This window comes from Terasakiella sp. (genome assembly GCF_048267425.1).
In the GTDB taxonomy this organism is placed as follows: Bacteria; Pseudomonadota; Alphaproteobacteria; order Rhodospirillales; family Terasakiellaceae; genus Terasakiella.
The window spans coordinates 238,323-262,557 of sequence record NZ_JBLWXN010000001.1; the positions used below are offsets into that span (position 1 = coordinate 238,323).

The 24,235-nt window shown below is 48.6% G+C and carries 25 protein-coding genes and 2 tRNA genes; 9 read left to right on the top strand and 18 right to left on the bottom strand.

The window, feature by feature from the left end:
* Positions 1-110: 110 nt before the first annotated feature.
* The 3 genes from mdh to ACN0VA_RS01090 form a co-directional block, all read right to left on the bottom strand.
* Positions 111-1,076 (bottom strand): malate dehydrogenase, encoded by a 966-nt coding sequence (mdh, locus tag ACN0VA_RS01080; RefSeq protein WP_417819348.1) that lies wholly within the window; start codon positions 1,074-1,076, stop codon positions 111-113.
* Between the two features lie 421 nt (positions 1,077-1,497).
* Positions 1,498-2,619, bottom strand: coding sequence for a cell division protein ZapE (zapE, locus tag ACN0VA_RS01085; RefSeq protein WP_417819349.1), 1,122 nt, complete (start codon positions 2,617-2,619; stop codon positions 1,498-1,500).
* 263 nt (positions 2,620-2,882) lie between these two features.
* The gene (locus ACN0VA_RS01090) at positions 2,883-4,322 is read right to left on the bottom strand and encodes a methyl-accepting chemotaxis protein (RefSeq protein WP_417819350.1); all 1,440 of its coding nucleotides are present in this window, start codon (positions 4,320-4,322) and stop codon (positions 2,883-2,885) included.
* 282 nt (positions 4,323-4,604) lie between these two features.
* Here ACN0VA_RS01090 and lepA point away from each other — a divergent pair, with 282 nt between their 5' ends.
* Positions 4,605-6,407, top strand: a complete 1,803-nt coding sequence (gene lepA, locus ACN0VA_RS01095) for a translation elongation factor 4 (protein ID WP_417819351.1) — start codon at positions 4,605-4,607, stop codon at positions 6,405-6,407.
* A 76-nt stretch (positions 6,408-6,483) separates the two neighbouring features.
* Here lepA and ACN0VA_RS01100 read toward each other — a convergent pair whose 3' ends face one another.
* The 4 genes from ACN0VA_RS01100 to ACN0VA_RS01115 form a co-directional block, all read right to left on the bottom strand.
* Complete coding sequence (locus ACN0VA_RS01100) at positions 6,484-6,735, bottom strand: hypothetical protein (RefSeq protein WP_417819352.1); 252 nt, start codon at positions 6,733-6,735, stop codon at positions 6,484-6,486.
* A 189-nt stretch (positions 6,736-6,924) separates the two neighbouring features.
* Positions 6,925-7,167 carry a hypothetical protein gene (locus tag ACN0VA_RS01105; protein ID WP_417819353.1) on the bottom strand — a complete coding sequence of 81 codons (243 nt, stop codon included), beginning with the start codon at positions 7,165-7,167 and terminating at the stop codon, positions 6,925-6,927.
* Positions 7,168-7,298: 131 nt separating this feature from the next.
* The gene (locus ACN0VA_RS01110; protein ID WP_417819354.1) at positions 7,299-8,312 is read right to left on the bottom strand and encodes a class 1 fructose-bisphosphatase; all 1,014 of its coding nucleotides are present in this window, start codon (positions 8,310-8,312) and stop codon (positions 7,299-7,301) included.
* A gap of 87 nt (positions 8,313-8,399) precedes the next feature.
* Positions 8,400-8,837, bottom strand: a complete 438-nt coding sequence (locus ACN0VA_RS01115) for a nucleoside deaminase (RefSeq protein ID WP_417819355.1) — start codon at positions 8,835-8,837, stop codon at positions 8,400-8,402.
* A 44-nt stretch (positions 8,838-8,881) separates the two neighbouring features.
* Here ACN0VA_RS01115 and ACN0VA_RS01120 point away from each other — a divergent pair, with 44 nt between their 5' ends.
* The 3 genes from ACN0VA_RS01120 to rsmD are packed head-to-tail and all read left to right on the top strand — an operon-like array spanning position 8,882 to position 11,053.
* Positions 8,882-9,601 carry a gamma-glutamyl-gamma-aminobutyrate hydrolase family protein gene (locus ACN0VA_RS01120; protein WP_417819356.1) on the top strand — a complete coding sequence of 240 codons (720 nt, stop codon included), beginning with the start codon at positions 8,882-8,884 and terminating at the stop codon, positions 9,599-9,601.
* On the top strand, positions 9,598-10,512 hold the full coding sequence (locus ACN0VA_RS01125; RefSeq protein ID WP_417819357.1) for a pseudouridine synthase: 915 nt from the start codon (positions 9,598-9,600) through the stop codon (positions 10,510-10,512). The genes ACN0VA_RS01120 and ACN0VA_RS01125 overlap by 4 nt, the downstream gene beginning before the upstream one ends.
* A complete protein-coding gene (rsmD, locus tag ACN0VA_RS01130; RefSeq protein ID WP_417819358.1) occupies positions 10,493-11,053 on the top strand; it encodes a 16S rRNA (guanine(966)-N(2))-methyltransferase RsmD in 561 nt (186 codons plus the stop codon). Before ACN0VA_RS01125 ends, rsmD begins: the two co-directional genes overlap by 20 nt.
* On the opposite strand, the gene ACN0VA_RS01135 is transcribed toward rsmD, so the two are convergent.
* Positions 11,038-11,688 carry a pyrimidine 5'-nucleotidase gene (locus ACN0VA_RS01135; protein WP_417819359.1) on the bottom strand — a complete coding sequence of 217 codons (651 nt, stop codon included), beginning with the start codon at positions 11,686-11,688 and terminating at the stop codon, positions 11,038-11,040. The two genes, rsmD and ACN0VA_RS01135, sit on opposite strands and share 16 nt — an antisense overlap.
* A 100-nt stretch (positions 11,689-11,788) precedes the next feature.
* Here ACN0VA_RS01135 and ACN0VA_RS01140 point away from each other — a divergent pair, with 100 nt between their 5' ends.
* Entirely contained in the window at positions 11,789-13,495 is a 1,707-nt protein-coding gene (locus ACN0VA_RS01140; protein ID WP_417819360.1) for an EAL domain-containing protein, read from the top strand.
* Positions 13,496-13,556: 61 nt separating this feature from the next.
* Here ACN0VA_RS01140 and ACN0VA_RS01145 read toward each other — a convergent pair whose 3' ends face one another.
* The 3 genes from ACN0VA_RS01145 to ACN0VA_RS01155 all read right to left on the bottom strand — a co-directional run bounded on the left by ACN0VA_RS01145 (position 13,557) and on the right by ACN0VA_RS01155 (position 15,630).
* Positions 13,557-14,105: a NifU family protein gene (locus tag ACN0VA_RS01145; RefSeq protein ID WP_417819361.1), complete on the bottom strand. Its 549-nt coding sequence runs from the start codon at positions 14,103-14,105 to the stop codon at positions 13,557-13,559.
* A gap of 110 nt (positions 14,106-14,215) precedes the next feature.
* On the bottom strand, positions 14,216-14,698 hold the full coding sequence (locus tag ACN0VA_RS01150) for a universal stress protein (RefSeq protein ID WP_417819362.1): 483 nt from the start codon (positions 14,696-14,698) through the stop codon (positions 14,216-14,218).
* A gap of 26 nt (positions 14,699-14,724) precedes the next feature.
* Positions 14,725-15,630: a DUF2333 family protein gene (locus ACN0VA_RS01155; RefSeq protein WP_417819363.1), complete on the bottom strand. Its 906-nt coding sequence runs from the start codon at positions 15,628-15,630 to the stop codon at positions 14,725-14,727.
* Between the two features lie 226 nt (positions 15,631-15,856).
* Here ACN0VA_RS01155 and ACN0VA_RS01160 point away from each other — a divergent pair, with 226 nt between their 5' ends.
* The gene (locus ACN0VA_RS01160) at positions 15,857-18,388 is read left to right on the top strand and encodes an ATP-binding protein (RefSeq protein ID WP_417819364.1); all 2,532 of its coding nucleotides are present in this window, start codon (positions 15,857-15,859) and stop codon (positions 18,386-18,388) included.
* A gap of 63 nt (positions 18,389-18,451) precedes the next feature.
* On the opposite strand, the gene ACN0VA_RS01165 is transcribed toward ACN0VA_RS01160, so the two are convergent.
* From ACN0VA_RS01165 to ACN0VA_RS01185, 5 genes are all read right to left on the bottom strand, one after another.
* A complete protein-coding gene (locus ACN0VA_RS01165) occupies positions 18,452-18,826 on the bottom strand; it encodes a gamma-butyrobetaine hydroxylase-like domain-containing protein (RefSeq protein ID WP_417819365.1) in 375 nt (124 codons plus the stop codon).
* Positions 18,826-19,014 (bottom strand): Trm112 family protein, encoded by a 189-nt coding sequence (locus tag ACN0VA_RS01170; RefSeq protein WP_188660677.1) that lies wholly within the window; start codon positions 19,012-19,014, stop codon positions 18,826-18,828. The genes ACN0VA_RS01165 and ACN0VA_RS01170 overlap by 1 nt, the downstream gene beginning before the upstream one ends.
* A 20-nt stretch (positions 19,015-19,034) precedes the next feature.
* On the bottom strand, positions 19,035-19,697 hold the full coding sequence (locus ACN0VA_RS01175) for an LON peptidase substrate-binding domain-containing protein (RefSeq protein ID WP_417819366.1): 663 nt from the start codon (positions 19,695-19,697) through the stop codon (positions 19,035-19,037).
* Positions 19,697-20,587, bottom strand: a complete 891-nt coding sequence (locus ACN0VA_RS01180; protein WP_417819367.1) for a tetratricopeptide repeat protein — start codon at positions 20,585-20,587, stop codon at positions 19,697-19,699. Before ACN0VA_RS01180 ends, ACN0VA_RS01175 begins: the two co-directional genes overlap by 1 nt.
* Before the next feature lie 93 nt (positions 20,588-20,680).
* The gene (locus ACN0VA_RS01185) at positions 20,681-21,169 is read right to left on the bottom strand and encodes a prolyl-tRNA synthetase associated domain-containing protein (RefSeq protein WP_417819368.1); all 489 of its coding nucleotides are present in this window, start codon (positions 21,167-21,169) and stop codon (positions 20,681-20,683) included.
* 197 nt (positions 21,170-21,366) lie between these two features.
* Between ACN0VA_RS01185 and ACN0VA_RS01190 the strand changes: the two genes are divergently transcribed.
* Together ACN0VA_RS01190 and ACN0VA_RS01195 are read left to right on the top strand one after the other, a co-directional pair.
* A tRNA-Gly gene (locus ACN0VA_RS01190) sits at positions 21,367-21,441 on the top strand.
* A gap of 31 nt (positions 21,442-21,472) precedes the next feature.
* Positions 21,473-21,547: transfer RNA gene (locus ACN0VA_RS01195), tRNA-Gly, on the top strand.
* 49 nt (positions 21,548-21,596) lie between these two features.
* Here ACN0VA_RS01195 and ACN0VA_RS01200 read toward each other — a convergent pair.
* Positions 21,597-22,757, bottom strand: a complete 1,161-nt coding sequence (locus ACN0VA_RS01200; RefSeq protein WP_417819369.1) for a benzoate/H(+) symporter BenE family transporter — start codon at positions 22,755-22,757, stop codon at positions 21,597-21,599.
* 102 nt (positions 22,758-22,859) lie between these two features.
* Between ACN0VA_RS01200 and ACN0VA_RS01205 the strand changes: the two genes are divergently transcribed.
* Positions 22,860-23,426 (top strand): helix-turn-helix domain-containing protein, encoded by a 567-nt coding sequence (locus ACN0VA_RS01205; protein WP_417819370.1) that lies wholly within the window; start codon positions 22,860-22,862, stop codon positions 23,424-23,426.
* Here ACN0VA_RS01205 and ACN0VA_RS01210 read toward each other — a convergent pair whose 3' ends face one another.
* The gene (locus tag ACN0VA_RS01210) at positions 23,427-24,227 is read right to left on the bottom strand and encodes an EAL domain-containing protein (protein WP_417819371.1); all 801 of its coding nucleotides are present in this window, start codon (positions 24,225-24,227) and stop codon (positions 23,427-23,429) included.
* Positions 24,228-24,235 lie beyond the last annotated feature (8 nt).

The following is a 24,235-nucleotide window of genomic DNA, read 5'->3' on the forward strand; positions in this document are numbered from 1 at the left end:
CTTTGCTTTGCCTCAATTTTGAGAAAACTCTCTTTTTTTATGGGAGTTCTTAAACTTTTTCCCCACAAAGGAACGGGGCGACTGTAAGGGTCGCCCCGAATGCATGCTGATTAGTCAGCTTTTGCCATTTGCTCTTTTGTCGCTTCAATCAGGCCTTTCACGGCGTTGATTGAATTGTCAAACATAGCTTGTTCATCGTCGTTCAGTTTGATCTCGACAACTTCTTCGATACCGTTGGCACCGATGATTGTCGGAACACCGACGTAGATACCGTCTTGACCGTACTTGCCACCGTCAACCCAAGCCGCACACGGCAGCAGGCGACGTTGATCTTTCAGGTAAGCTTCAGCCATTTGGATGGCAGAAGAAGCCGGAGCGTAGAACGCAGAACCGGTTTTCAGCAGGCCAACGATTTCGGCACCGCCATCACGTGTGCGCTGAACGATTTCGTCCATTTTCTCACGTGTGGTCCAACCCATTTCGATCAGATCAGGAACCGGGATACCGGCAACGGCAGAGTAACGCTCCAGCGGTACCATTGTATCGCCGTGACCACCCAGAACGAACGCTGTCACATCTTCAACAGAGACGTTGAATTCTTCAGCCAAGAAGTAGCGGAAGCGTGCAGAGTCCAGAACACCAGCCATACCGACAACTTTGTTGTGCGGCAAACCGGAAACTTCGCGCAGCGCCCAAACCATCGCGTCGAGCGGGTTGGTGATGCAGATAACGAAAGCATTCGGTGCATATTGTTTGATACCTTCACCAACAGACTTCATTACAGAAGCGTTGATGCCGATCAGGTCGTCGCGGCTCATGCCCGGCTTGCGCGGAACGCCCGCCGTTACGATGACAACGTCTGCACCTTCAATGTCTTTGTAGTCAGTTGTGCCTGAGAATGATGCGTTGAAACAATCAACAGGTGATGATTCAGCAATGTCCAGTGCTTTACCTTGGGGGATGCCGTCTGCAATGTCAAAAAGGACAACGTCGCCCAATTCTTTCAGACCTGCCAGGTGAGCCAGTGTACCGCCGATATTACCAGCGCCGATTAACGCAATCTTGTTCCGTGCCATGGAGAATTTTCCCTCGATCCGGTTAAATAAATAAAGCTGAACTTTACCCCGATGGAATTCGAGATCAAAGTCCAAAAACCCGTCCGAGGTTAGTACCGTGTTTCTTGACTTAGAGCAAGGATTGTTTCCAAAAAGATCGTTGCTTAACCCCGCAGAAACCCTAGACTTTATGCCTGAGTGGTCTTACCAAGAGCACAAGGCAATGGTAAGACCATGTCTGAAATTTTCGAAAAGCGAGAGAACCTCTAGGGTTTAATAATATTTCGTGCGTTTATGCTGTGGTGCAACATAAACCGATGGTGGTGATACCATGCATGGCACGCATGCACTGCCCCCTATTTGCGCATGCGCGAATCCTGTTGTTATGCCTTTCACGCAGCCAACATTGAAACAACCGATTCTATTGGGCTTCTACTGACCTTTAAGTCAAATGTTCGGCGCTTAAATAATCTTCGGACTGCATCTCCATCAGGCGCGAAACCGTGCGCTGAAATTCAAAGGCGCCATCGCCTTCGGGATAAAGTTTATCCGGCAACGCTGCTGCAGAGCACACAAGTTTGACTTTATGTTCGTAAAGCGCATCAATTAAATGGACAAAACGTTCAGCTTCATTGCGGTTTTTAGGGCTGAGAACGGGAATGCCCTCAACAAAAATCACATCAAACAAGCTGGCAAGCTCCAGATAAACATTTGCGCCATAAGGTTTGACGCACAGATCATTGAAGGTAAAAAATGCAATCCGTTCATATCGTTTCGGCACATCAACCTGACGTGATTTCACAATCACATAATCATTTTTGGATTGCCCTTGCGTCATGTCCTCAAATTGAGCATGCAATTGGTCGCGCGCATCCATATCCAAGGGGTAGAAGTAGGTATGCTCGCCGCTTTCACGCCCCAACCGATAATCCGTCGGGCTTGCCAGTTCCATGACATCAAGCTTTTGTTTCAACATATCGATGGAAGGTAAAAAGCGGTCGCGTTGCAAGCCGTTTTTATACAAATCGTCCGGCACACGGTTTGAAGTTGCCACAACCACCACGCCTTTTTCAAAAAGGGTTCGGAACAAACGCCCCAAAATCATCGCATCCGCAATATTGGTGACTTGCAATTCATCAAAACACAATAACCACGCTTCATCGGTCAACTGTCCGGCGAGAACGACAATTGCATCCTCTTTTTTGTCCAGCTTGTCTTCGCGGATCTGTTTCAACCGGTCATGGACTTCGCGCATAAATTCATGGAAATGCACACGACGTTTCAGTTTTACGGGGGCCGTATCGTAGAATAAATCCATCAACATGGATTTACCCCGGCCCACTTCACCATACATATACAAGCCTTGCGGCGGTGTAGCGGCTTCTTTGCGACGCCCTAGACCAAATCGGGCGCGCCAACCACTTTCCCCGCTATTTGGTTCATAGGATTTCAAAGCATGGTGAAGAAGCTGCAGCTTTTCCACGGCCAGTTCCTGTGCCGTATCGGGATGAATATCGCCTTTCTGAATATGTTCGCGATATGTGTGCATCGGTCCATCAACCATCTGCATTCCCTCAGTTATTGCATCTTTGTTTCATTCTTAAAGGGATCACATAAAAAAAACAAGGAGGGTCTTGCTCCCTCCTTGTCAGACTGCTGACAAAATATTTTGGATAAATCGTCAATCAAAAGCTGCCATCCCGCACCTGATGCGGGATCCATTTGAAATCAATGAATTATATATTTCTCATGCGATAAATATGGATCCCCGATCAGGGTCGGGAATGACAGTTTAGGGGCTTTGCCAGTCCCTAAACGTTCTATCATTTATAATTTATAGCCTGTACGCATACCGCCCCAATGTTTACCTTTCACAAAAATCGGTGCGCTTACATCTTTCATCATCACATAATTGCCCCCGCCCATATCACGGCGATAGGCTTGCACAAGAAACGGTTTTTCGTTTTCGCCTGCCGCCAACCCAACACGATCATTAAAGATCATCCGATTGCGGCAATTGGCTGTATTCCAGTCGATATCACCGGGGCGTTGAGCTTGCGAGAAATTCAAATTATGAACAGGCAGATAACCATTTACGTCCACACAGGCCGAGAACACAATTTTGTTATCCGAAGCTTGAATGGGTTCTTGGATATCCGGCAAATGCTTATCCAGAAAGTCCAGACTTTGAATGCTATATTGTGGTGGGTTGGTGCCTTCAATCTGGCGATATTCCCGATCAAACAGGCTCTCCATGCGCAACTCGCCACGTTCCACCGCATCCTCAAGCAACTGCGAAACTTTTTGCGCGCCACTCACCACCTGATTGATGTAGAAGGTATCAACGGTTTCCACCCCAAGCTGGTTGGTCAACTGGATCAAGTCCGCCCCAAAATCGCGCAACTTACTGATCCGTTCGTTACACCCACTTAAGTCCGTGCGGTTTTCCTCGGCCCGCAAGCTCATTTCTTCAAGCTGCGTCACGACCCCATCCACATGCGCATCAATGGCAGAGGCAGCTTGATTGATATTGGCCAGTTCCCCATCGACTTTCGCAATCGCATTGCCGACTAAATTAATCGCGTCTCCGATATCTTTTGTTCCGGCTTGTGCCTGTGCGGCACTTTCCACACCGTGGGCGCTTTCCCCCATTAAAAGCTCGACTTGTGATCCAAGCTCTTCCAATGTCTGGTCAATCTGTTCCGTTGCCTTGGCGGTTTGTTCCGCCAGATTTTTAACTTCGCCCGCAACAACCGCAAACCCTTTACCCGCATCACCGGCCCGTGCGGCTTCGATCGTTGCATTTAAAGCCAACAAGTTGGTCTGTGATGCGATTTTCTGAATGACACCGGAAACGTCACGCACTTCTTCCAAGGCGCCGTTCAGTCCAATGAGACGTTCTTCAACCTGACGCACAAAATCAACCAATGTCTGAATATTCCCAAGGGAAACTTCGACGTTTTGTCGCGATTGGGAAACATCGGCATTGGCTTGTTCTGCCACTTCCAGCGATGTTTGTGTCGCCATTGCGATATCATTTTTCACTTGCGCCATCGCCGCAGAGGCGTCGCGAACAAGATTAAAACTATCGGTCTGTTTATTAATTCGTGCGGTGATGTCTTCGATATTACCTGCAACATCTGCAATCTCGATCACAATATCGCCCGCATCAATGGCAATCTTTTGAATGACATCTTCGACCTGAATGCCGGATGTCTTATTTTCGCGCATGGTCGTTTGCGACTCTACCGCTGTTTCGTCGTTCACCTTCCATCTCCCTAGACTATATTTGCTTTATTTAGCTTTTTTTGTGTCACGAAAGATGCGGCATTTGCAATATAATTGCAACACTAGAAAGCTGTACAAGGATGACCATCTCCCAAATACATTATGGTAAACCTGTTTCTTATGCTGATAAAACATAACCAGTTTATTGATTTCAAAGCCGATTTAGACAATTACGGTTTAAGCGCGTGATTTTGTTGCGTCAAAGCCAACAAAGCCTTATACCAAGCTCGAGTTTTTATCATTTTTTGAAGCGATACATCCATGACCGACCTGTCTCATATTCGCAACTTTTCCATCATTGCCCATATCGATCACGGCAAATCCACGCTGGCGGATCGTCTCATCCATTTATGCGGTGGCCTGAGCGATCGGGAAATGCAGGAACAGGTGCTCGATAGCATGGATATTGAACGCGAACGCGGCATTACCATCAAATCGCAAACGGTTCGTCTTGATTATACCGCGAACGATGGCAAAACCTATCAGCTCAATCTGATGGACACCCCCGGTCACGTGGATTTTGCTTATGAAGTCAGCCGTTCATTAGCCGCCTGTGAAGGATCCCTTCTGGTCGTTGACTCCACCCAAGGGGTTGAAGCGCAAACCTTGGCTAACGTCTATCAGGCGATTGAGAACAATCACGAAATTATCCCCGTTCTCAACAAAGCAGACCTGCCGGCGTCTGAACCGGAACGCATCCAGCAACAGATCGAAGACGTGATCGGCATTGATGCCAGCGGTGCGGTGCTGGTTTCTGCCAAAACCGGGTTAAACTGTGACGAGGTTCTGGAATCTATCGTCACCACCCTTCCGGCCCCGACAGGTGACCGGGATGCACCTTTAAAAGCACTTATTGTTGATAGCTGGTATGATCCCTATCTCGGCGTTATGATCCTTGTGCGTATTGTGGATGGCACCATGAAACGGGGCATGAAGGTCACCTTCATGAATACCCAAACCGAACACCAGATTGATCAGGTCGGTTGTTTCCGCCCGAAAATGGAAAAACTGGCGGAACTTGCCCCCGGTGAAGTCGGTTATTTCACCGCAGCGATTAAATCCGTAGCCGATGCCGCCGTCGGGGATACCGTGACAGAAACCAAAAAACCGGCAGCCACAGCCCTCGCAGGCTTCAAACCCTCCACCCCTGTGGTTTGGTGTGGTTTGTTCCCGGTTGATGCAGCCGATTTTGAAGATTTACGCGATGCCCTTGGCAAGCTTCACCTCAACGATGCCTCTTTCCATTTCGAACCGGAAAGTTCTGCTGCGCTTGGTTTTGGTTTCCGCTGTGGCTTCCTTGGTCTTCTGCACCTTGAAATTATTCAGGAACGTCTCGAACGTGAATATAACCTTGACCTGATTACAACGTCGCCGTCCGTGGTTTATAAACTGCATATGAACAGCGGAGAATTGCAAGAACTGCATAATCCTGCCGATATGCCGGACGTAACCAAAATCGACTTCATTGAGGAACCGTGGATCAAAGCCACAATCATGGTCCCGGACGAATATCTCGGCCCCGTTTTGCAGCTTTGTACCGAACGGCGCGGTGAACAAATCGAACTGACCTACGTTGGGGCGCGCGCAATGGCGGTTTATCGCTTGCCGTTGAACGAAATCGTCTTTGATTTTTATGACCGATTGAAGTCCTGCTCGCGTGGGTACGCCAGCTTTGATTACGAAGTGGATGAATACCGCGAAAGCGATCTGGTTAAAGTCTCCATTCTCGTCAATGCTGAACCCGTTGACGCCTTGGCCTTTATCGCCCACCGCGGTCAATCAGAATCACGCGCCCGTCAGGTTTGTTCCCGTTTGAAAGACCTGATCCCGCGCCAATTGTTCAAAATTCCGATTCAAGGCGCCATCGGTGGCAAAGTCATCGCACGTGAAACCATTTCCGCGATGCGCAAAGACGTAACAGCCAAATGTTACGGCGGGGACATCACGCGTAAGAAAAAACTGCTGGAAAAACAAAAAGCCGGTAAGAAGAAAATGCGTCAATTCGGTAAAGTGGAAATCCCGCAAAGCGCCTTCATCGCCGCCCTTAAAATGGGCGACGATTAATCCTTCGTTTCCGTTCTTTTTTCAAAACAAACACCCGCTTTTCCTAAATAATGAAAAGCGGGTGTTTTTTGATATTTCACTGATGAGAACGCGCTGGTTTATTCGCCATAACCGGCTTTTGCTTGCGTGGTGGCAAAGCCGCACAAGGGTGCTGTCCCTGCCTGTCATCCTCACGAAGTTCTTCCAAAATATCGACAACATTTTTCCAGAACAATTCATCCTGCCCGCACCCAAGGTTGGTTGAGACTTGCTGCAAGGCATAATCGTATCCATATTGTGCAAAAAAATGCGCCGCGACAACACGCGGGGAACGAGACTGATATTCCATAATCCGGCCCTCCCTATAGATTAAGAATACATATCGTTATTTATTTTTACGTGTATAACTATACGACAAAATGACGGTTTATTTGAGCCCTTTTATACGTTGCGCAACGCAACATCATCTAGCCTTATGAAAGCACATCACAAGTCACAGATTTTTTTTGCCCATCATGCACTGCACTATCAGGGAAATTTAGTATTTCAATAAACTCGGCTGTCCGTTTGCTGCACGCTTATGAAGAGAATACGCCGATTCCAATGAATAAGCGTCGCTGCACATGTCCAATTGTTCCAGAACATCCAGCCAAAATTCCATATCCACTTTCTGTGGATTTGATTTCAGACGCATTGAAATAACAGATATTGCGTCATGGTATCCGTATTCCCTCAAAAGATCTTTTGCAACTCCACCCGGCACCCTATCGCTTTGGGTCATTTTTTTGCCTCAGAAAAGTCGATCTTTAATCGTTAAATTATAATTGAAATGATTATAAAATCAATATTTTAAGCAAAAAAAGACCCGGTACACGCCGAGTCTTTCTTACCCTTATGTATAATAAGGGTTTTTTATGTTGCATCTGCTTCCTGATGGTAGCCAACAATGCGTTCAACTTCTTTTTTCGACCCTAAAATAACCGGAACACGTTGATGCAATTCAGACGGTTGAACCTCCAAAATGCGTTGGCGACCCGTTGAAGATGCCCCACCGGCTTGTTCAATAATAAACGACATGGGGTTGGCTTCATACATCAGGCGCAGTTTGCCGCCTTTATCACGAATTTTTTCATCAATCGGGTACATAAAGACACCACCGCGACTGATAATGCGGTGCACGTCCGCCACCATAGAAGCCACCCAGCGCATATTGAAATCTTTTTCACGTGGGCCTGTGGAACCCGCCAGACATTCTTCAATATAGCGGCGCACAGGTTCTTCCCAATGACGCATGTTCGACATATTAATGGCAAATTCCTTGGTTTCTTCCGGCACTTTCATATCCGGGTGCGTCAGGAAAAATTCACCCACATTACGATCCATCGTGAACCCGTGTACGCCATTGCCTGTGGTCAAAACCAGCATGGTCGAGGGGCCGTAGACCGTATAACCGGCACAAACCTGCTCTGTCCCCGGTTGCAGGAAATCTTCCGCTGTCGGCTGATCAATGCCGTCCGGGCAACGCAGGATCGAGAAAATAGACCCGACAGAAACATTGACATCAATATTGGAGGACCCATCCAACGGATCAAATAACAACAGGTAGCGACCGCGATATTCCGCTGGAACCGTGACAATATCATCTTCTTCTTCCGAAGCCATGCCCGCCAGATGTCCACCGATTGTATTACAAAATTTAAAAAGCTCGTTGGACTGTACATCCAGTTTCTTCTGCACTTCGCCCTGTACGTTTTCCGTCCCCAATGAGCCCAGCGCGCCAGCCAGTTCCCCATGATCCACCAAATCAGAGATGGTTTTACAGGCCGTCATAACGTCTGCCAGCAAAAGGGTCAGCACCCCTTCGCCCTGTCGGCGTCGCTGTTCTTCAATAAGAAAATGAGTCAAAGTAGTGCGATAGCCCGACATAACGTCCTCCCGATAAAAAATGTCTGCGGGCGAAATAACAAATTGCCGGGAATTAGGCAACTGTTCAATCAACCCAACAGGCATGCATTATGCACGTTTCTCCTGAAAAAACGACCTGAGAAGCAAAGCACACTCATTTTCACGCAAACCGCCGTAAACATCAGGGCGATGATGACAGGTCGGTTGGTTGTAAAATTGCGCCCCATGATCCACGCCGCCGCCTTTGGGATCGTAGGCCCCAAAATAAAGCCGACGGATGCGCGCAAAAGAAATGGCTGTTGCACACATCGTACAAGGTTCAAGCGTGACATAGAGATCACAATAGGGTAAACGGGGCGAACCTAAATGGTGGGCGGCAAGACGCAAGGCCACAATTTCAGCATGGGCCGTCGGATCGTTCTCTTCTTCGGTCTGATTGCCTGCACGTGCCAATATTTCGCCGTTTCGGCTATCAACCACAACGGCACCGATCGGGACTTCCCCCCGTAAGGCGGCCTTTTCGGCCTCGATTATCGCTAAATCCATATAGTCCATAGACAGGACTATAATACCATGTTTATACAGAAGCTATGAAAACACCACTAATCGGCATTACTATGGACAGCGAAGCGGGTGGCGAAAGCGCCTATTCCAAGTTCGACTGGTATGCATTGCGTGAAAATTACTGTGGCGCGGTGGCCCAAAGCGGCGGCCTGCCTATTCCCCTGCCCCACGAACCGGAATTGGCACAACACTATCTTGACCTGATTGACGGTTTATTGATTACCGGCGGTGCCTTTGATGTCGACCCGTCCATGTATGGGGCATCTGATATTCACGACACCGTGGTGACAAAAGGCAAACGCACGCAATTTGAATGGGCCATGACCGAAGGCGCCTTAAAGCGCGACATGCCGATTTTGGGTATTTGCGGAGGCCAACAATTGCTGCATGTGGTCATGGGCGGTAAGTTGATCCAGCATATCCCGGATAGCTATAGCGATTGCCTTGCCCACGAACAACCCAATCCACGCAACGAAGCCGGTCACGCTGTACGTATTAAAGCCGGGACCTTATTGCATGAGATCGTTGGTGTAGACGAAATGCATGTCAACAGCGCCCATCATCAGGCCGTTGCCGACAAACCCGAAGGCGTTATTATCAACGCCCTTGCACCCGATAGCGTTCTGGAAGGGATTGAAGCCCCTGAAAAACGGTTCTGTCTGGGCGTGCAATGGCATCCTGAATTTCATATCGACGAAGGTGACAAAAAAATCTTCGACGCATTTATCGAGGCAGCACGCATATGAGCGACGACAAACTCACGTTAAAAGGCGAGCGCATCGCCAAAGTTATGGCCCGCGCTGGCGTTTGTTCGCGCCGCGAAGCCGAACGCATGATCGCTGATGGACGTGTCAGTGTGGATGGTCAAGTAATCGACAGTCCGGCCTTAAACGTTGTTACCACAAATATTATTACAGTGGACGGCAAAGCCTTGCCCGACAAACAACCGCCGCGCCTGTGGCGCTACCATAAAGCGCGCGGCATTATTACCTCACACAACGATCCGGAAGGCCGCCCGACCGTTTTTGAACAGCTCCCCAAAGGAACACCGCGCGTGATTTCTATTGGTCGGCTGGACTTCAATACCGAAGGCTTGCTGTTATTGACCAACGATGGGGAACTCGCGCGTTATCTGGAGAAACCCGATAACGCAATGGTCCGACGCTATCGCGTGCGCGTTCATGGTCGGGTCAAGGAAGACGAACTCGCCGCCTTAAAAGAAGGCCCGGTCATTGATGGTGTTCAATATGGCCCTGTCGAGGCTATGCTGGATATTCAAAAAGGGGCAAATGCCTGGATCAATATTTCCATTCGCGAAGGTAAAAATCGCGAAGTCCGTAAAATTATGGAATCGTTGGGGCTTGATGTCTCCCGCCTGATCCGTACCGATTATGGGCCCGTCCAGTTGGGTAAGCTGCCACGCGGCGAAATGGAAGAAATCCCGCGCAAAGCACTCAGCGAATGGTTTGCAGGCAAAGTACCGGGCATTGGCAAATCAGGCGGTGAAAAGAAAGAAGGTTTTGCACAAGCCAAACCGAAGCCTGCCTTTAAAGGCCCACGTAAGGATCCGCAAAAAGATCAGAACAACAAAAAGACAAAAGGCCACAGCAAAGGCCCCAACAAAGGAAAGAAACCAAATGCGGATCGTCGGCGGTAAATTTAAGGGCCGCAAACTCAGTGCCCCAGAAGGATTGGACACCCGCCCGACATCTGATCGGGCGCGCGAGTCTATCTTTAACATTTTAGAACATCAAACATGGGGCCGTCGGGCTTTGCGCGGCGGACGCGTCCTTGATGTTTTTTGCGGCACAGGCGCCTTGGGGCTGGAAGCTTTTTCACGCGGGGCCGCCCATGTCACCTTCATGGATCACGCCGAAACCGCCATGAAATGCTTGCGCACCAATGCCAAGGATATGGGCAGCCGTCACGAAATCAACGCCATGCGTGTTGACGCGACAAGCCCACAGGCCGCACCTGAGCCTTGCACCTTGGTTTTTATGGATGCGCCCTATAAATCAAGTCTTAGCGAAATCGCCCTGAATGCGTTGGTTGCCAAAGGATGGATCACAACCGGCACGTTATGCGTGGTCGAAACATCCAAAAAAGAAAACTGGCAACCGCCTGCCGGGTTTGAACAAAACGATGTGCGCAAATACGGTGCAGCCCAAGTCTTTTTCCTGACTTATACGGCCCTCTGAAGCCAACTCACCAAATCATCCGTTTCGTAATGGACGTAGGGTTCACCCACTCCGTCTTTGCCCCATTTGGTATCAGTCTTGATCCATAGACATTGCATACCAAGGGCCGCGGCTGGTTCCAGATTACGCGCAATATCTTCCACCATAATGGATGTATGTGGATCAATCTGAAACTTCTCCACAAACAGATCATAGATTTCCGGGTTTGGTTTGGGTTGATAGCCAGCATCCACAATATCAAAGATACCGTCAAAATGCTGCGCAATCCCCAACCGAGCCAAAATCCGTTCGGCATGTCCGGTGGAGGCGTTGGTGAAGATATATTTCTTCCCGGATAACTCGCCCAAAACATCCGACAAAGCCGGTGAGGGCGGAACCATGTCCACATCAATATTATGAACGTAGTCCAAAAACGGTGCCGGATCCATATTGTGATGGGTCATCATGCCGCGCATGGTTGTCCCATATTCGCGGAAATAACTCTTTTGAATGCGGTGAGCTTCGTCTTGATCAATTTTGAGAAATTGCGCCACATATTCACGCATTTTCACATCCACCTGCGCAAAAACATTGGCTGAAGCCGGATACAGGGTATTGTCCAAATCAAAGACCCAAGCTGAAATTTTATCGTTCATAATCATATATTAATTTCTGGTTATTTTTCTTCTGACAAATGGTTTCCTTTCATATACCATGCCGAAAAAGATAAGTGCAAAGAATAAAGGTCTACCCCAAATGAGTAATGAGATATCATTAAAACAAGAACGTGACCGTTTTGTCGCTTTCACCTTTTGTTGGAGTGATATCGTTCTGGAATTAGACCACGATTTTAACATCGTATTTACAGGCGGCGCCATTTCCGCAATTACAGGGAAAAGCGAAGAAGAGCTCATCGGTAAGCCAATTACCGATATCATTGCACCGGATGATCATATTCTCTTTCTTCAAGTCGCATCAGCCACCGATGAAGCCAACCGGATTGAATCCATCAGCATTCGCCTGCAGGGGCGTAGTCGAGCGACCCCGCCGATCCAGATGATGGGATACCGGATCAAAGATTTGAAAAACCACCTGTTCATCGGCTTACGTCTGGGCGATAAGTTCGGCAAAACAAGCGATCTGAAAAAAGACGATGCCAGCGGGCTTTATGATGAAAAGTCGTTCCTGAAGGCTGCACAGGCCACTATTCAGAAAAATACAGCAAAAGGCGAACATGTCGAATTGACCATGCTGGATATGGATCAATTACAAGCCCTTGCCAATAGCTTGGGCAACGAGGACGCCAACCACCTGATGAATTCCGTCGGCAGTTACTTGCGATCCAATTCACTGGGCAGTGACAGTGCAGGCCGCATCGGTGACAACCAATTCGGTCTGGTCCATTCCGGTGATTTAAAAGTTGATGAGTTACAAAATAAACTATCTGAAATGGCAGCAAATGCCAGTGGTAGTGACGTTAAACTGGATATCAAGGCCGCCACACTTGAAGTGGATGGACAGAATATTTCCGAGGAAGACCTCGCCAACGGCTTAGCCTACACCATCAATCGTTTCAAAAACGCCCGCGGTAAAGATTTTTCTATGGAAACCCTGACCCGCAATATGAGCGACTTGGTCAATGAGGCCCATGAAAAAATTGCGACGTTTAAGCATGTGGTTGCCGAACGTGAATTTTTTATCGCTTTCCAACCTATTATCGGAACACGTAGCGGTAAAATCCACCATTACGAATGTCTGGCGCGTTTTCGCGGGGATCAAGCGGGCAAATCGCCTTACGAATATATTATTTTTGCTGAGGAAACCGGCCTGATCCCTGAATTTGATTATGTGATGGCCCAAGCCGCCCTGCAATGGCTTGGACAACAACCCAAGGGGAAAGAATATTGTCTCGCCGTCAATGTATCCGGTTATTCGGTCGGGGATCGTGGCTACATCAAAAACTTGATGACCTTGCTGAAAAATAATACATGGGCACGCGGTAATCTGATGTTCGAGATCACAGAAAGTTCCCGTCTCGACAACCTGCAGGAAGCCAACCTCTTTATCCAAAATTTACGTAAAATGGGCTATAAAGTCTGTCTTGACGATTTTGGCGCTGGGGCCGCAAGTTTCCAATATCTGTCCACACTGGATGTCGATATCGTCAAACTGGACGGATCCGCCATTCGTAACGCACGCCAAGCCCCGAAAGGACGTTCTTTCCTCATTGCGCTTGGCAATCTATGTCGCGACCTGAAGGTGGAAACCATTGCCGAAATGATTGACGATGCCGAAGGTCTCACGTTTGTGCGCGAGTGCGGCATCTCTCATGTTCAGGGTTACTTGTTTGGCAAACCGTCGCCCAATATCAAAGACTTTGATCCGCTGCCACAGCTGGAACTGTTTAGTAAAAAGGCTATGTCCAACAATGCCGCCACCCTGTCGGTAATGACCCGGATCTGATTACACACAAAAAAAGGTGCCTGCAAACATCACAGGCACCTTTTTTAAATCTATATTTTTCTTATACGGCTTCGCGGACTTCTAACACTTCCGGGACATAATAACGCAGCATGTTTTCAATGCCGTGTTTCAATGTCGCACTGGAACTGGGACAGCCGGAACAAGCCCCCATCATGGTCAAATAAACAACGCCGTCTTCAAATTTGTGGAAAATGATATCACCACCATCTTGGGCCACAGCCGGGCGCACACGGGTTTCCAGCAATTCTTTAATTTGTGTGACAATTTCATTATCATCACCAGATTGTTCTGCCGTATTTTCACCGTCTTGTACAATCGCTTCGCCGGAACTGAAATGGTTCATCAGGGCTTCGAGAATCATCGGCTTTAAAACTTGCCAATCTTTGGCTTCCTGCTTGGTCACCGTAATGAAATCAGACCCCAAAAAGATACTGTCCACACCTTCAACACCGAAAAGACGCTGCGCCAACGGCGAACGGGCTGCGGCATCCTTGTCATTAAAGTTTGCTGTACCTTGCGCCATAACAGTTTGTTCGGGAATGAATTTTAACGTTGATGGGTTCGGCGTGGCTTCGGTTTGAATGAACATGGTGAAAATACCTTTCCAGTAGATACATTTTTCTTGTCCCTTAAATGGTCCGATTTTGCCAAAAGGTCAAGAGTAAAAAACCTAGTAATTTTGTCGGATATTATATCTGATCAGGTAATCCGGTCAATATCTTCATCAGAAAGTGTCCCCGGAACCACCGTAATCGGAACAGGCAGACCACCGACCATATCGCCTGTCAGCGACGAAACCAGCGGTCCAGGTCCATCCGCAGAATCCGCCGCCGCCAAAACCAGCAATGAAATACTGGGTTCTTCTTTTAACAGTTTCATCAATTCGGTCTGGCGTTCACCTTCGCGGATGTAAACTACCGGCATTTCACCGGTTAATTCCTGAACGATCTTTGAAAAACCGCCTACCGCGCCCTCAGCCGCCTCGCGGGCTTCTTCGGCCATCAAGGTACCGACAAACATCCAGTGTTGAAATTCTGTCGGTTCAATCACATAAAGCAACGCGACCCGTCCGCCGGAATGTTCCGCCCGTTTTGCTGCGAATCTCAGGGCAACGTGAACTTCTTCGCTGTTATCCACAACGACCAAAAAGACCCGTTCGCGTATTTCTCTACTTTCTACCATGATCGTATGGTGCCCTGCTTTTACGCTTACTTCAACAAGATATTCGCAACCTCTTTTAATTGAGTACGTGCACGCAGCAAGTAAAACCCCTGTGATGTCAGGTGGCTGGGGCGCCAAAAACTATCCGGGTCGCCATTGATAACGACAAGAGGCTGGGCACTGGCTGCAATTTTCAAAGACTGCAACATCTGATCCCATGCCTTTGTCACATCCTTTTCGCCAATGACATCTTTGAAGTCTGTGCGCATAGCGTCGAGCAACAGGTAATAGGCATACAACCGTCCCTTATTGCGATAATAAATATCGTCTGCGTGAAAATCGATGATAGAGCCGGAATTCTCCAGAATATATGTATCAATCACGGCGGACCCGGACCCCAAATCGGCCGCGATCCGTTCCAGCGTAGTTTGCAAATTATCCGCCCGCGTATCAAACGTGGCTTCCCCCCGCGCCAATCGATCATTATAAGAAATCAGGCTGCGTCGTGCCGCCCGATATTGTGAATCCGATGGCGCCGTCGGGGCCAACGAGACACTGAAATCCCAGACCCAGACATCCCCGGCATATTTCAACAGGCCCGCCGCCTTATCCAAATCGCTGTCCACCTCGGATGATCCACGTGTTCGTCCGATCTGGTCACTCATTTCAATCGCAAAACGTGACAAGGCATAAACAATCCCTTGTTGGAAGTTTGGCATGTTATCCAGCGCGGCCCCCGGCAAGAACCACGGATCGTTCGCCACCCACGGGTGAACGTCCGTTTCACGCTGGATCAAACGGGCAGCGATCGCCACACTGTGGCTTTGTCCCGGTTGGACATCCACATCCAACGGAATTTGATCATCCACTTTATGAACGATCATCATGCCCACTGGGTAATAGAGCAAGGCAAACACAAACAGAACCGCCAACAGGCGGAACACAAACTTCATCTTACTCGTGCCTCCATCGCCTTGTGAAAAGGAAAAAATGGCAAACTTCTGGCGTAACCAGAGTGGTAAACGATCGATCATATGTCTCTTCCAATATTGGCGGGTCTCTAATTACATAGTCTTACAGGTTAATTATGTGCAAGGGGGAAGATTTTCTGTATAGTGACAACAAAACTAAAAATAGAGTAAAAACAAACGCCCTATCCTTTTATGGTCGAGAATACAGATGTCGTTGGGAATTCGTGGAAAACTCATTTCCATCTTTTTAGTTATTAAAATCATCCCCTTGGTTCTTTTAGGTGGTGTGGCATGGGAAGCCATTCAGTCGTTTGGGAAATCTGCGATTGAGCAAAGCCAGTCAATCAGCACGGAAATGCGCAAAACGGTGGAAGGTGCCGGTGAACTTGCCGTAGCCGATACCGTACGCGCACTTGACACAAAGGCCCGCGAAGCGATCGAACGCTTGACCACGGATACGGCCCTCAGTGTAGCACGATTTCTATATGACCGGGACAGCGAAGTTCTTTTTGCCGCCAATCTCAGCCCGGATGAAAACACCTATCGTGAATTTCTCAATAACCGCACACGATATCAGACCACTCACGAGCCTTGGGTTTTGGATCCTGAAACAGATCAATGGCGTCCGGCAAATCAAAGCGATAACGAAAAAGCGATTCGCACAGCTAAAGTTGAAAAAAATGCAAAGGATTTCCACTCCCGCCCATCTAATGGCCCCAATTGGACACAGCGCACTCCCCTTTACCTTGAAATGACCTTCATTGGTTTAGATGGTCAGGAAATCGTCAAAGTTACGAACGGTGATTTGCTGAATACAAACAAAACAAATGTGTCCAACCGCCAAAACACATTTTTGAAAGCGGAAACATACTTTAACAAGCTGGCTGAACTGAAACCCGGTGAAATTTATGTTTCCGACGTAATCGGTGCCTATGTACCATCCAAAGTCATCGGCCCCTATACCAAAGCCAGTACGCAAAAAGCCGGGATTCCATTTGAGCCGGAAAACTCGGCTTACGCTGGTAAGGAAAATCCGCAAGGCAAACGGTTTCGCGCAATTGTACGCTGGGTAACCCCTGTTATGCGCGAAGGCCGCAAGGTCGGATATGTCAGCCTTGCCCTTGATCACGCACATATTATGGAATTTACCGACCATATCGTGCCAACGGAAGAACGCTATAGCGATATCTCCGATGCATCCAGTGGCAATTATGCCTTTATGTGGGATCACAAAGGGCGCAACATTTCCCACCCCCGCGATTATTTTATTGCAGGATATGATCCTGAAACCGGCGAACAGGCTGTCCCTTGGCTGTCACAGGATTTGTATGACGACTGGCAAGCCAGCGGCAAATCCTTTGCAGACTTTAAAAAAACAGCCCCTCAGTTCCACAAACCCGGCGAAAGTCGCCCATCCCTTGACCTTATCAAACAAGGACATTTAAGTCTGGATTGCCGTTATCTTAACTTCGCCCCGCAATGCGCCGGTTGGTGGAATTTAACGGAAGAAGGCGGGTCCGGGTCTTTTGTTATTTTCTGGAGCAAACTTTGGAAACTGACCACCGCCGCCGCCATCCCGTACTACACGGGACAATACGGCGAAACAAAACGTGGTTTTGGGTTTGTCACAATCGGGGCAAACGTGGATGAGTTCCATCGCGCTGCAAACGAAACCAAAGCTTCCCTTGATAAACTGATTGATGCACAGGATGCCAAAACACGGGCACAGGAAAAACGTCTGCTGGATCATTTACGCGACTCGATTGCAAAAACCGCAACAGAACTGACTGTATATACCGCAATTATGGTCATTATTGTCGTCATTATCGCCATTTGGATGGCGAGTGTTTTAAGTGCACGTATTACAAAACTGATCGGCTCATTGCGCAAAATTCAAGACGGTGACCTCAGTGTGCGTGCAACCGTTGACAGCCGCGATGAGATGGGAGAACTCGCAAACTCCGTCAATAACATGACGGAAAGCCTGCAAGAATTACTGGAAGAAAACAAACTGGCATTGGAACGTGCAGAAACATCAAACAAAGCCAAATCCGATTTTCTGACGAGCATGAGCCACGAATTGCGAACCCCTTTGAATGCGATTATCGGTTTTTCCGATGTCATGAAAAATGAAATGTATGGTCCCATTCAACCGGCGACTTACGCCCATTATGCTGATGATATCCATAATTCCGGTCAACATCTTCTCACCTTGATTAACGATGTGCTGGATGTCGCCCGGATTGGGTCCGGTGAATTTGATATCAACGAAGTCGACTTTAACCTGACGCAAGCCCTTGAAGACTCGCTTCGTATGCTTCATCCGATAATCGAGCAGAAAGCCATAAAAACGACGTATGATGCAACGCGCCTGCCCGTTATTTACGGCGACGAGCGTCGGATCAAACAAGCCTTTTTAAACATCTTAAGCAATGCGACCAAATTTACGCATGACAAGGGCCATATTTCCATTTCAAGTGCAATAAACGAAGCTGGAGATGTTGAAATTCGCGTCAAAGACAGCGGTATTGGCATGACCCACGAAGAAATCGAGATTGCTTTAACACCTTTTGCTCAAGTTCAATCTTCCCTCGCCCGTCAATACGAAGGAACAGGTCTCGGCCTGCCATTGGCGCACAACCTGATCGAAATACATAACGGCACTTTGAATATTGAAAGTGAACCGGGTATCGGAACAGAGGTTATTATCACCTTGCCCAAAAATCGTATCCGTACATAAAAAAATAAGCCACGTGCCTCAAACAGAGTCACGTGGCTTTCTTTCTTCGAAACAAAAGCGGACTTACGGATCCCGGCTGAGACCTGCGGCCTCAAGGTTCGTGACATAATTGTCCCACACCTCGTTCATATTCTCGCCCAACTCGTATAGATAGCTCCATGTATAAATGCCGCTATCATGTAAATCATCAAAAGTCAGTTTCACGGCGTAATTACCGATAGGTTCCGCACCGATAATGCCGACATGACGACGACCGGGAATAATCTTTTTTTCTGCCGGGCTATGGCCTTGAACTTCGGCAGACGGGCTTTCCACGCGCAGCAACTCGGCAGGTAATTCAAAAGACTCCCCATTCGCAAATGATACGACCAAGAGCTTTTCTTCCTTGCGAATGCGCAGTTCCGTCACCGCAGGGGTTTCGTTACCTTCGCTATACATCAAGATGCCTCGTCAAGCTGACGGGCTTCTTCAGCCAACATAATGGGAATCCCTTCACGGATCGGAAACGCCAACTGGGCTTGTTCACTGATCAGTTCCTGTGCATCCGCATCATAGCGCAACGGACCTTTGGTAATCGGACAAACCAGAACTTCCAACAATTTAGGATCAACAGCAGGATTCGACATTTTCTTTTACCTTTTATGAGTTAGGCATGACCAGACGACCCGTCCTCATTGGACAAAGCCGCCATTGACATCATTGTAATGAGGGTTTCGGCACGTTCCGTCAAGCTTACAGCTTCCAACAAGGCCTGTTTTTCACGTGCTTCAAACGGGCCAAGCATGGACAGGGCATTGACCAGATCTTCATCCGGTGCCTGTTCCAGCGCATCCCAGTTGACGTCCAGCATTTCCGTACCACCGGCCCCGTCGCTAATATCCAGAAAATGGCGCAAGCCCATCAGTAACGCATCCCGGTCTACCGGCGCCTGATTTTCCGAAAGATCGATTCCATAAGGGGCATAATCCGCTTTTGCCCGACGATAACCGCGTTCGATATCTAATTCTTCTAGCACACGGAAACGACTAATCCCCGCAAGGGTCACCAGAAAACGGCTATCTTCCAATTCCCGAAATTCAACAATGCGCCCCATACACCCGACTGTATAAAGATCAGTTGCATCCGGCACTGGATCGGGCACGTCATAACAGGGTTGGATCATGCCAATGGCCCGTCCCAGTCCCAATGCATCTTCCACCATTGTCAGATACCGCGGTTCAAATATATTAAGCGGCAATTGTCCGCGCGGCAGTAACAAGGCCCCGTTGAGGGGGAAAAGGGGCAGGATTTCCGGTAAAATAGGACCCATTAGAACAACACTGTGGTTAGTTTTTTACGTATTTTAATAACCGTCGGATCGCTCAAGCCTACAGCCTCAAATATTTTTAACATCTGTAAACGTGCGCCATCCTCATTCCACGTGCGATCTTTTCTGACGATTTCAAGAAGCTGCAACAAACCTTCTTCCGTCTGACCCGCCCCATAAAGCGCCATCCCCAGATCGAAACGCGCCTGATGATCATTAGGGTCTGCCGCCAATTTGGCTTCCAGTTCGCTGGTATCCACGTCCGCGGCACCGGCTAAATCAATCATCGCGATTGCCGAGGCGATATGTTCATTCTTTTTCAATTCATCGGGCAGGTTGTCCGCAATCTGGCGCGCGCTATCTACATTGCCCAGTGCCACATGGGTCCGCATCACACCGGCGCAGGCTTCCGGGTTGGAACGGTCATGTTCCAGAATCTGTACATAAACCTCTTGCGCATTTGCAGCTTCGCCCGCATCCAGCAATTCCTTGGCGTGGGCCAGGGCTTGTGCAATCGGTGAACCACCACCGCCGATTTGTTTTTCAATGAATTTACGTAATTCACTTTCCGGCAAGGCCCCTTGGAATGCATCCACCGGACGTCCGCCTTTAAAACAAAAAACGGTCGGAACGGACTGCACGCGCATTTGCATGGCAATGTCTTGGGCTTCCTGTGCGTTGACCTTTACCAGCTTGATCGCCCCGTTCATGGAACGCACGAGGCTTTCCAGCACCGGCTTCAGGGTTTCACACGGCTGACAGTCCGGTCCCCAGAAATCAACCAGTACCGGCACGTCCTGCGACGCATCGACCACATCGGCCATAAAAGTTTCGGTCGTGGTATCTTTAATCAAATCGTTCGCACCGATCGGTGCATTTGCATCAACAATCATGTTTATCACTCTGTTCGTTCGCTATCCAGCATAAGCCATGCCCGCACGGAATACTATATCTGATAGGTTTTTAGCCTTTCAACGACATATAAGTCAAAGATCGACTTCCTGAAAGGGGTGACCGCAATGTTCAATAAAGCGTCGTAAGCCGTCTGGATGCAAGGCGGTTGTCATCTCGTTTGTCAAAGGGTGATAATTGACCAGATTCCCCGCCATCATTTGAGAATCCAAAACCACATTGACGCAACATTTTTCATCATTCACCAGTGCAAAGGGGGTGACGGACCCCGGTTCAACGCCCAAAACCTCTTTCAAAAGATCCGGCTTACCAAAGGACAGATGGGCCGAACCGATCTTCTGTTTCAGCTCCTTCAGGTTAATCGGCGTGTCTTCTTGCGCAACCACCAGCCACAGTTGTTTTTTCTTGTCTTTTAAAAACAGGTTTTTGCAATGCTGACCGGGCAAATCACCGCGCTGTGCCTTGCTTTCTTCCACTGTAAAAAGTGGTGGGTGTGTATGTGTCGTTGCCTCAATTTCCAATCTTTCAAGAAGAGTGAGCAGGTCCTGAGATGTTTTAGTCATGATGTTTTCAAACTCTTTTTACTTGTGCGCTCATTATCCACAGCATGTCGATTTCTTCACAAGAATCAACATTCGCAAAAATATTTCACTTTCTTGAATTTTTTAGCTTGCAATGTCCTCAGCTTTTAATATTATGCGCCCCGCTTCCGGCGGTACTGTTCGCAGTGCCAAACCCTCCGGAAATTTTAGAAGATTAAGCGGGCGTAGCTCAGGGGTAGAGCGAAACCTTGCCAAGGTTTAGGTCGAGAGTTCGAATCTCTTCGCCCGCTCCATCTTCTAAAAATTAGTTGCATAAGGTGTTATGCGGGCGTAGCTCAGGGGTAGAGCGAAACCTTGCCAAGGTTTAGGTCGAGAGTTCGAATCTCTTCGCCCGCTCCATCTTATCACTTTAAAAAAGCTGCCGATCTCTTTGATCAGGCGGCTTTTTTTATGCCCGCTTCTTTTCAATCCCGTGATACGCCAATAAGCCAACCACAAGCCCCCAAAACGGCGCACCGATCGTCAAAAATTGGGCCCCGGATGCTGTTATCACGAAACACAAAATGGCCGAATCCCGCGTTGAAGCCTCACTTAAAGACGTGGACAAGCTGTTGGCAATGGTACCCAGCAAAGCCAGTCCCGCAATGGTCGCAATCATCGGTGCGGGAAAGGCAGCAAACAATCCGGCGACACTGACGCCGACAACACCAGCCAGCATATAAAAAATACCGGCCCAAACTGTCGCCCAATAACGCCGCGCCGGATCTTTATCGACATCATCGCCCATACACAGGGCCGCCGTAATTGCCGCCAGGTTAAAGGCATAGCCGCCAAAGGGGGCAAAGATTACCCCCATCACGCCAGACCAACCAATTAAGGGGGAAGCGGCAATATGATAATTATGTGCGCGCAACACCGCCAATCCCGGCAAATTTTGTGACGCCATCGTCACGATAAACAACGGTAATCCCACACCGATCCATGTACTGAGATCAAATGACGGCATAGTAAAAACCGGTATCGTCCATTGCACATCCAAATCAGATAAAATCACATCCTGCTGAAGAACGGCAACAATCACCCCGACGGCAAAGGTAAGGGGTATCGTATATCGGCTTGCCCGCCATTTCCCCAACAGATAAGTCGCCACCATCGCCCCGACCAATATGTGTGAGTCGGCAAAGGCCGGGAAAATGGACAAACCAAAACGCAACAAAACACCCGCCAGCATAGCCGTAGCCAAACTGGTCGGGATTAACGCCATTAAACGATCCACCCATCCGGTGATGCCACAAAGCGTAATCAGGGCCGATGAAAACAAGAAAGCGCCAACAGCATGAGACGGGTCCACACCGGGCAAACTGGTAATCAACAAGGCCGCACCGGGCGTCGACCAGGCAATCATCACTGGTGTTTTATAATAGATCGACAGGCCAATCCCGCTGATCCCCATCCCCAGCCCCAACGCCCACATCCATGATCCGGCTTCAAGGGGACCAGCCCCACCCGCACGCGCGGCTTCAAACACAAGGGCGGCCGCACTGGTATAACCGATTAAAACCGCAACAAAACCAGCCGTGATATGAGAGAACGAGAAAGGAAAGCGCATGATAAGGACTTTACGAAAATCAAGAATGTGCGTTATAACGTACCAGACTATATCATTTGTATGTTATAACGCACAAGCCCCAATTCAACGAGGCCCTTTTCCATGCTCGATCCCAAAGACCATCTTGCCGCAACGCTGAAATTGACGCGACAAACTCAAGGCTTGAGTCTGGATAAAACAGCTGAAAAAACAGGCGTCAGCAAAGCTATGCTTGGCCAGATCGAACGGGGCGAATCCAGCCCGACAGTCGCAACCTTATGGAAAATTGCAACCGGGCTTGGTATCTCCCTCAGTACTTTCATTGAACCGGTTCCTGAAACAGAAACTCAAACCATCGTGCGCACCGCCGATCACATTCGACAGCATCCCGGCGAAGACGGGTTGATGATCGCGCCGCTTTTTCCTTTTGAACAGGCGTTTGGTTTTGAATTTCTCGAACTGACGTTTTTACCCGGTTATGAACGCATCTCGGAGGCACACGAACCCGGTGTTATGGAAATTGTCAGTGTGATAACGGGACAATTGGATATTTTAAGTGATGGACACTGGCATAACCTTAAACAGGGACAATCCATTCGTTTTGCCGGGGACCGCACGCACGGGTACCGCAACCCGGCAAAAACAAAGGCCATTGTTCATACCCTGATCCATTATCCGCATCGGTCCTGATCAGGCAGCTTTGCAGGCCATTTTCTTACAAAAGTCCGTATGACACAGTTCATGCGCAATTTCTGATGCAGGCAAAGGGCGGGCAATGACATAGCCCTGAATTTCGTCAGCACCGAACAATTCCGCCAGTTCAAGCTGATCGCGGTCTTCAACCCCTTCACAGACGACTTTCAGGCCAAGACTATGTCCCAAGGTAATAATGGCACGTAGCAAAATGCAGGCATCCAAATCCCCCGGCACATCATCAAAAAAGCTTTTATCAATTTTGATGGTGCGTGCCTTAAATTTACGTAAAGCAAATAAGGCAGAATGCCCTGTACCAAAATCATCCACCGCAATATGAAATCCGGCTTCCACCAGATTTTCCAAAACCTGCACACAATCCGCAGACAGGAACAATCCTTCGGTCACTTCCAGTTCAATATCGGACGTCTGCAAACCATGTCGCAGTAACAGACCTTGTAATTCATTCAATAAAACAGGCCGACATTGAACCGGTGATAAATTAACCGATATGCAGATAGGTCGTCCCTGCGCTTTCCAGCTTGCGGCTTGGCGGCAACTTTCTTCCAGAACCCAACGGCCCAAATTAACAATTGCACCGCTTTCTTCCAACGCAGGAATAAACAGATCCGGCCCCACCACCCCATATTGCGGGTGATGCCAGCGAACCAAAGCTTCCACGGACGAAATGCACTGTCGGTATAGATCAAAGCGCGGCTGATAAAGGAGAAAGAACTCCCCTTTATCAATCGCCACCTGAACGCCGGGTACATCAAAACGAAGCGATGCATGAGGCATATTCGTCC

Excerpts from the sequence above, each read along its gene's own strand:
- ACN0VA_RS01110 (WP_417819354.1), bottom strand. The coding sequence starts at position 8,312 with ATGTCGGGCTATCGCACTACTTTGACTCATTTTCTTATTGAAGAACAG.
- mdh (WP_417819348.1), bottom strand. The coding sequence starts at position 1,076 with ATGGCACGGAACAAGATTGCGTTAATCGGCGCTGGTAATATCGGCGGT.
- rsmD (WP_417819358.1), top strand. The coding sequence starts at position 10,493 with ATGCGGATCGTCGGCGGTAAATTTAAGGGCCGCAAACTCAGTGCCCCA.
- lepA (WP_417819351.1), top strand. The coding sequence starts at position 4,605 with ATGACCGACCTGTCTCATATTCGCAACTTTTCCATCATTGCCCATATC.
- ACN0VA_RS01170 (WP_188660677.1), bottom strand. The coding sequence starts at position 19,014 with ATGTCGAATCCTGCTGTTGATCCTAAATTGTTGGAAGTTCTGGTTTGT.
- ACN0VA_RS01140 (WP_417819360.1), top strand. The coding sequence starts at position 11,789 with ATGAGTAATGAGATATCATTAAAACAAGAACGTGACCGTTTTGTCGCT.
- ACN0VA_RS01160 (WP_417819364.1), top strand. The coding sequence starts at position 15,857 with ATGTCGTTGGGAATTCGTGGAAAACTCATTTCCATCTTTTTAGTTATT.
- ACN0VA_RS01205 (WP_417819370.1), top strand. The coding sequence starts at position 22,860 with ATGCTCGATCCCAAAGACCATCTTGCCGCAACGCTGAAATTGACGCGA.
- ACN0VA_RS01125 (WP_417819357.1), top strand. The coding sequence starts at position 9,598 with ATGAGCGACGACAAACTCACGTTAAAAGGCGAGCGCATCGCCAAAGTT.
- ACN0VA_RS01200 (WP_417819369.1), bottom strand. The coding sequence starts at position 22,757 with ATGCGCTTTCCTTTCTCGTTCTCTCATATCACGGCTGGTTTTGTTGCG.
- ACN0VA_RS01165 (WP_417819365.1), bottom strand. The coding sequence starts at position 18,826 with ATGTATAGCGAAGGTAACGAAACCCCTGCGGTGACGGAACTGCGCATT.
- ACN0VA_RS01150 (WP_417819362.1), bottom strand. The coding sequence starts at position 14,698 with ATGGTAGAAAGTAGAGAAATACGCGAACGGGTCTTTTTGGTCGTTGTG.
- ACN0VA_RS01185 (WP_417819368.1), bottom strand. The coding sequence starts at position 21,169 with ATGACTAAAACATCTCAGGACCTGCTCACTCTTCTTGAAAGATTGGAA.
- ACN0VA_RS01145 (WP_417819361.1), bottom strand. The coding sequence starts at position 14,105 with ATGTTCATTCAAACCGAAGCCACGCCGAACCCATCAACGTTAAAATTC.
- ACN0VA_RS01115 (WP_417819355.1), bottom strand. The coding sequence starts at position 8,837 with ATGGATTTAGCGATAATCGAGGCCGAAAAGGCCGCCTTACGGGGGGAA.
- ACN0VA_RS01180 (WP_417819367.1), bottom strand. The coding sequence starts at position 20,587 with ATGATTGTTGATGCAAATGCACCGATCGGTGCGAACGATTTGATTAAA.
- ACN0VA_RS01175 (WP_417819366.1), bottom strand. The coding sequence starts at position 19,697 with ATGGGTCCTATTTTACCGGAAATCCTGCCCCTTTTCCCCCTCAACGGG.
- ACN0VA_RS01105 (WP_417819353.1), bottom strand. The coding sequence starts at position 7,167 with ATGACCCAAAGCGATAGGGTGCCGGGTGGAGTTGCAAAAGATCTTTTG.
- ACN0VA_RS01100 (WP_417819352.1), bottom strand. The coding sequence starts at position 6,735 with ATGGAATATCAGTCTCGTTCCCCGCGTGTTGTCGCGGCGCATTTTTTT.
- ACN0VA_RS01135 (WP_417819359.1), bottom strand. The coding sequence starts at position 11,688 with ATGAACGATAAAATTTCAGCTTGGGTCTTTGATTTGGACAATACCCTG.
- zapE (WP_417819349.1), bottom strand. The coding sequence starts at position 2,619 with ATGGTTGATGGACCGATGCACACATATCGCGAACATATTCAGAAAGGC.
- ACN0VA_RS01210 (WP_417819371.1), bottom strand. The coding sequence starts at position 24,227 with ATGCCTCATGCATCGCTTCGTTTTGATGTACCCGGCGTTCAGGTGGCG.
- ACN0VA_RS01155 (WP_417819363.1), bottom strand. The coding sequence starts at position 15,630 with ATGAAGTTTGTGTTCCGCCTGTTGGCGGTTCTGTTTGTGTTTGCCTTG.
- ACN0VA_RS01120 (WP_417819356.1), top strand. The coding sequence starts at position 8,882 with ATGAAAACACCACTAATCGGCATTACTATGGACAGCGAAGCGGGTGGC.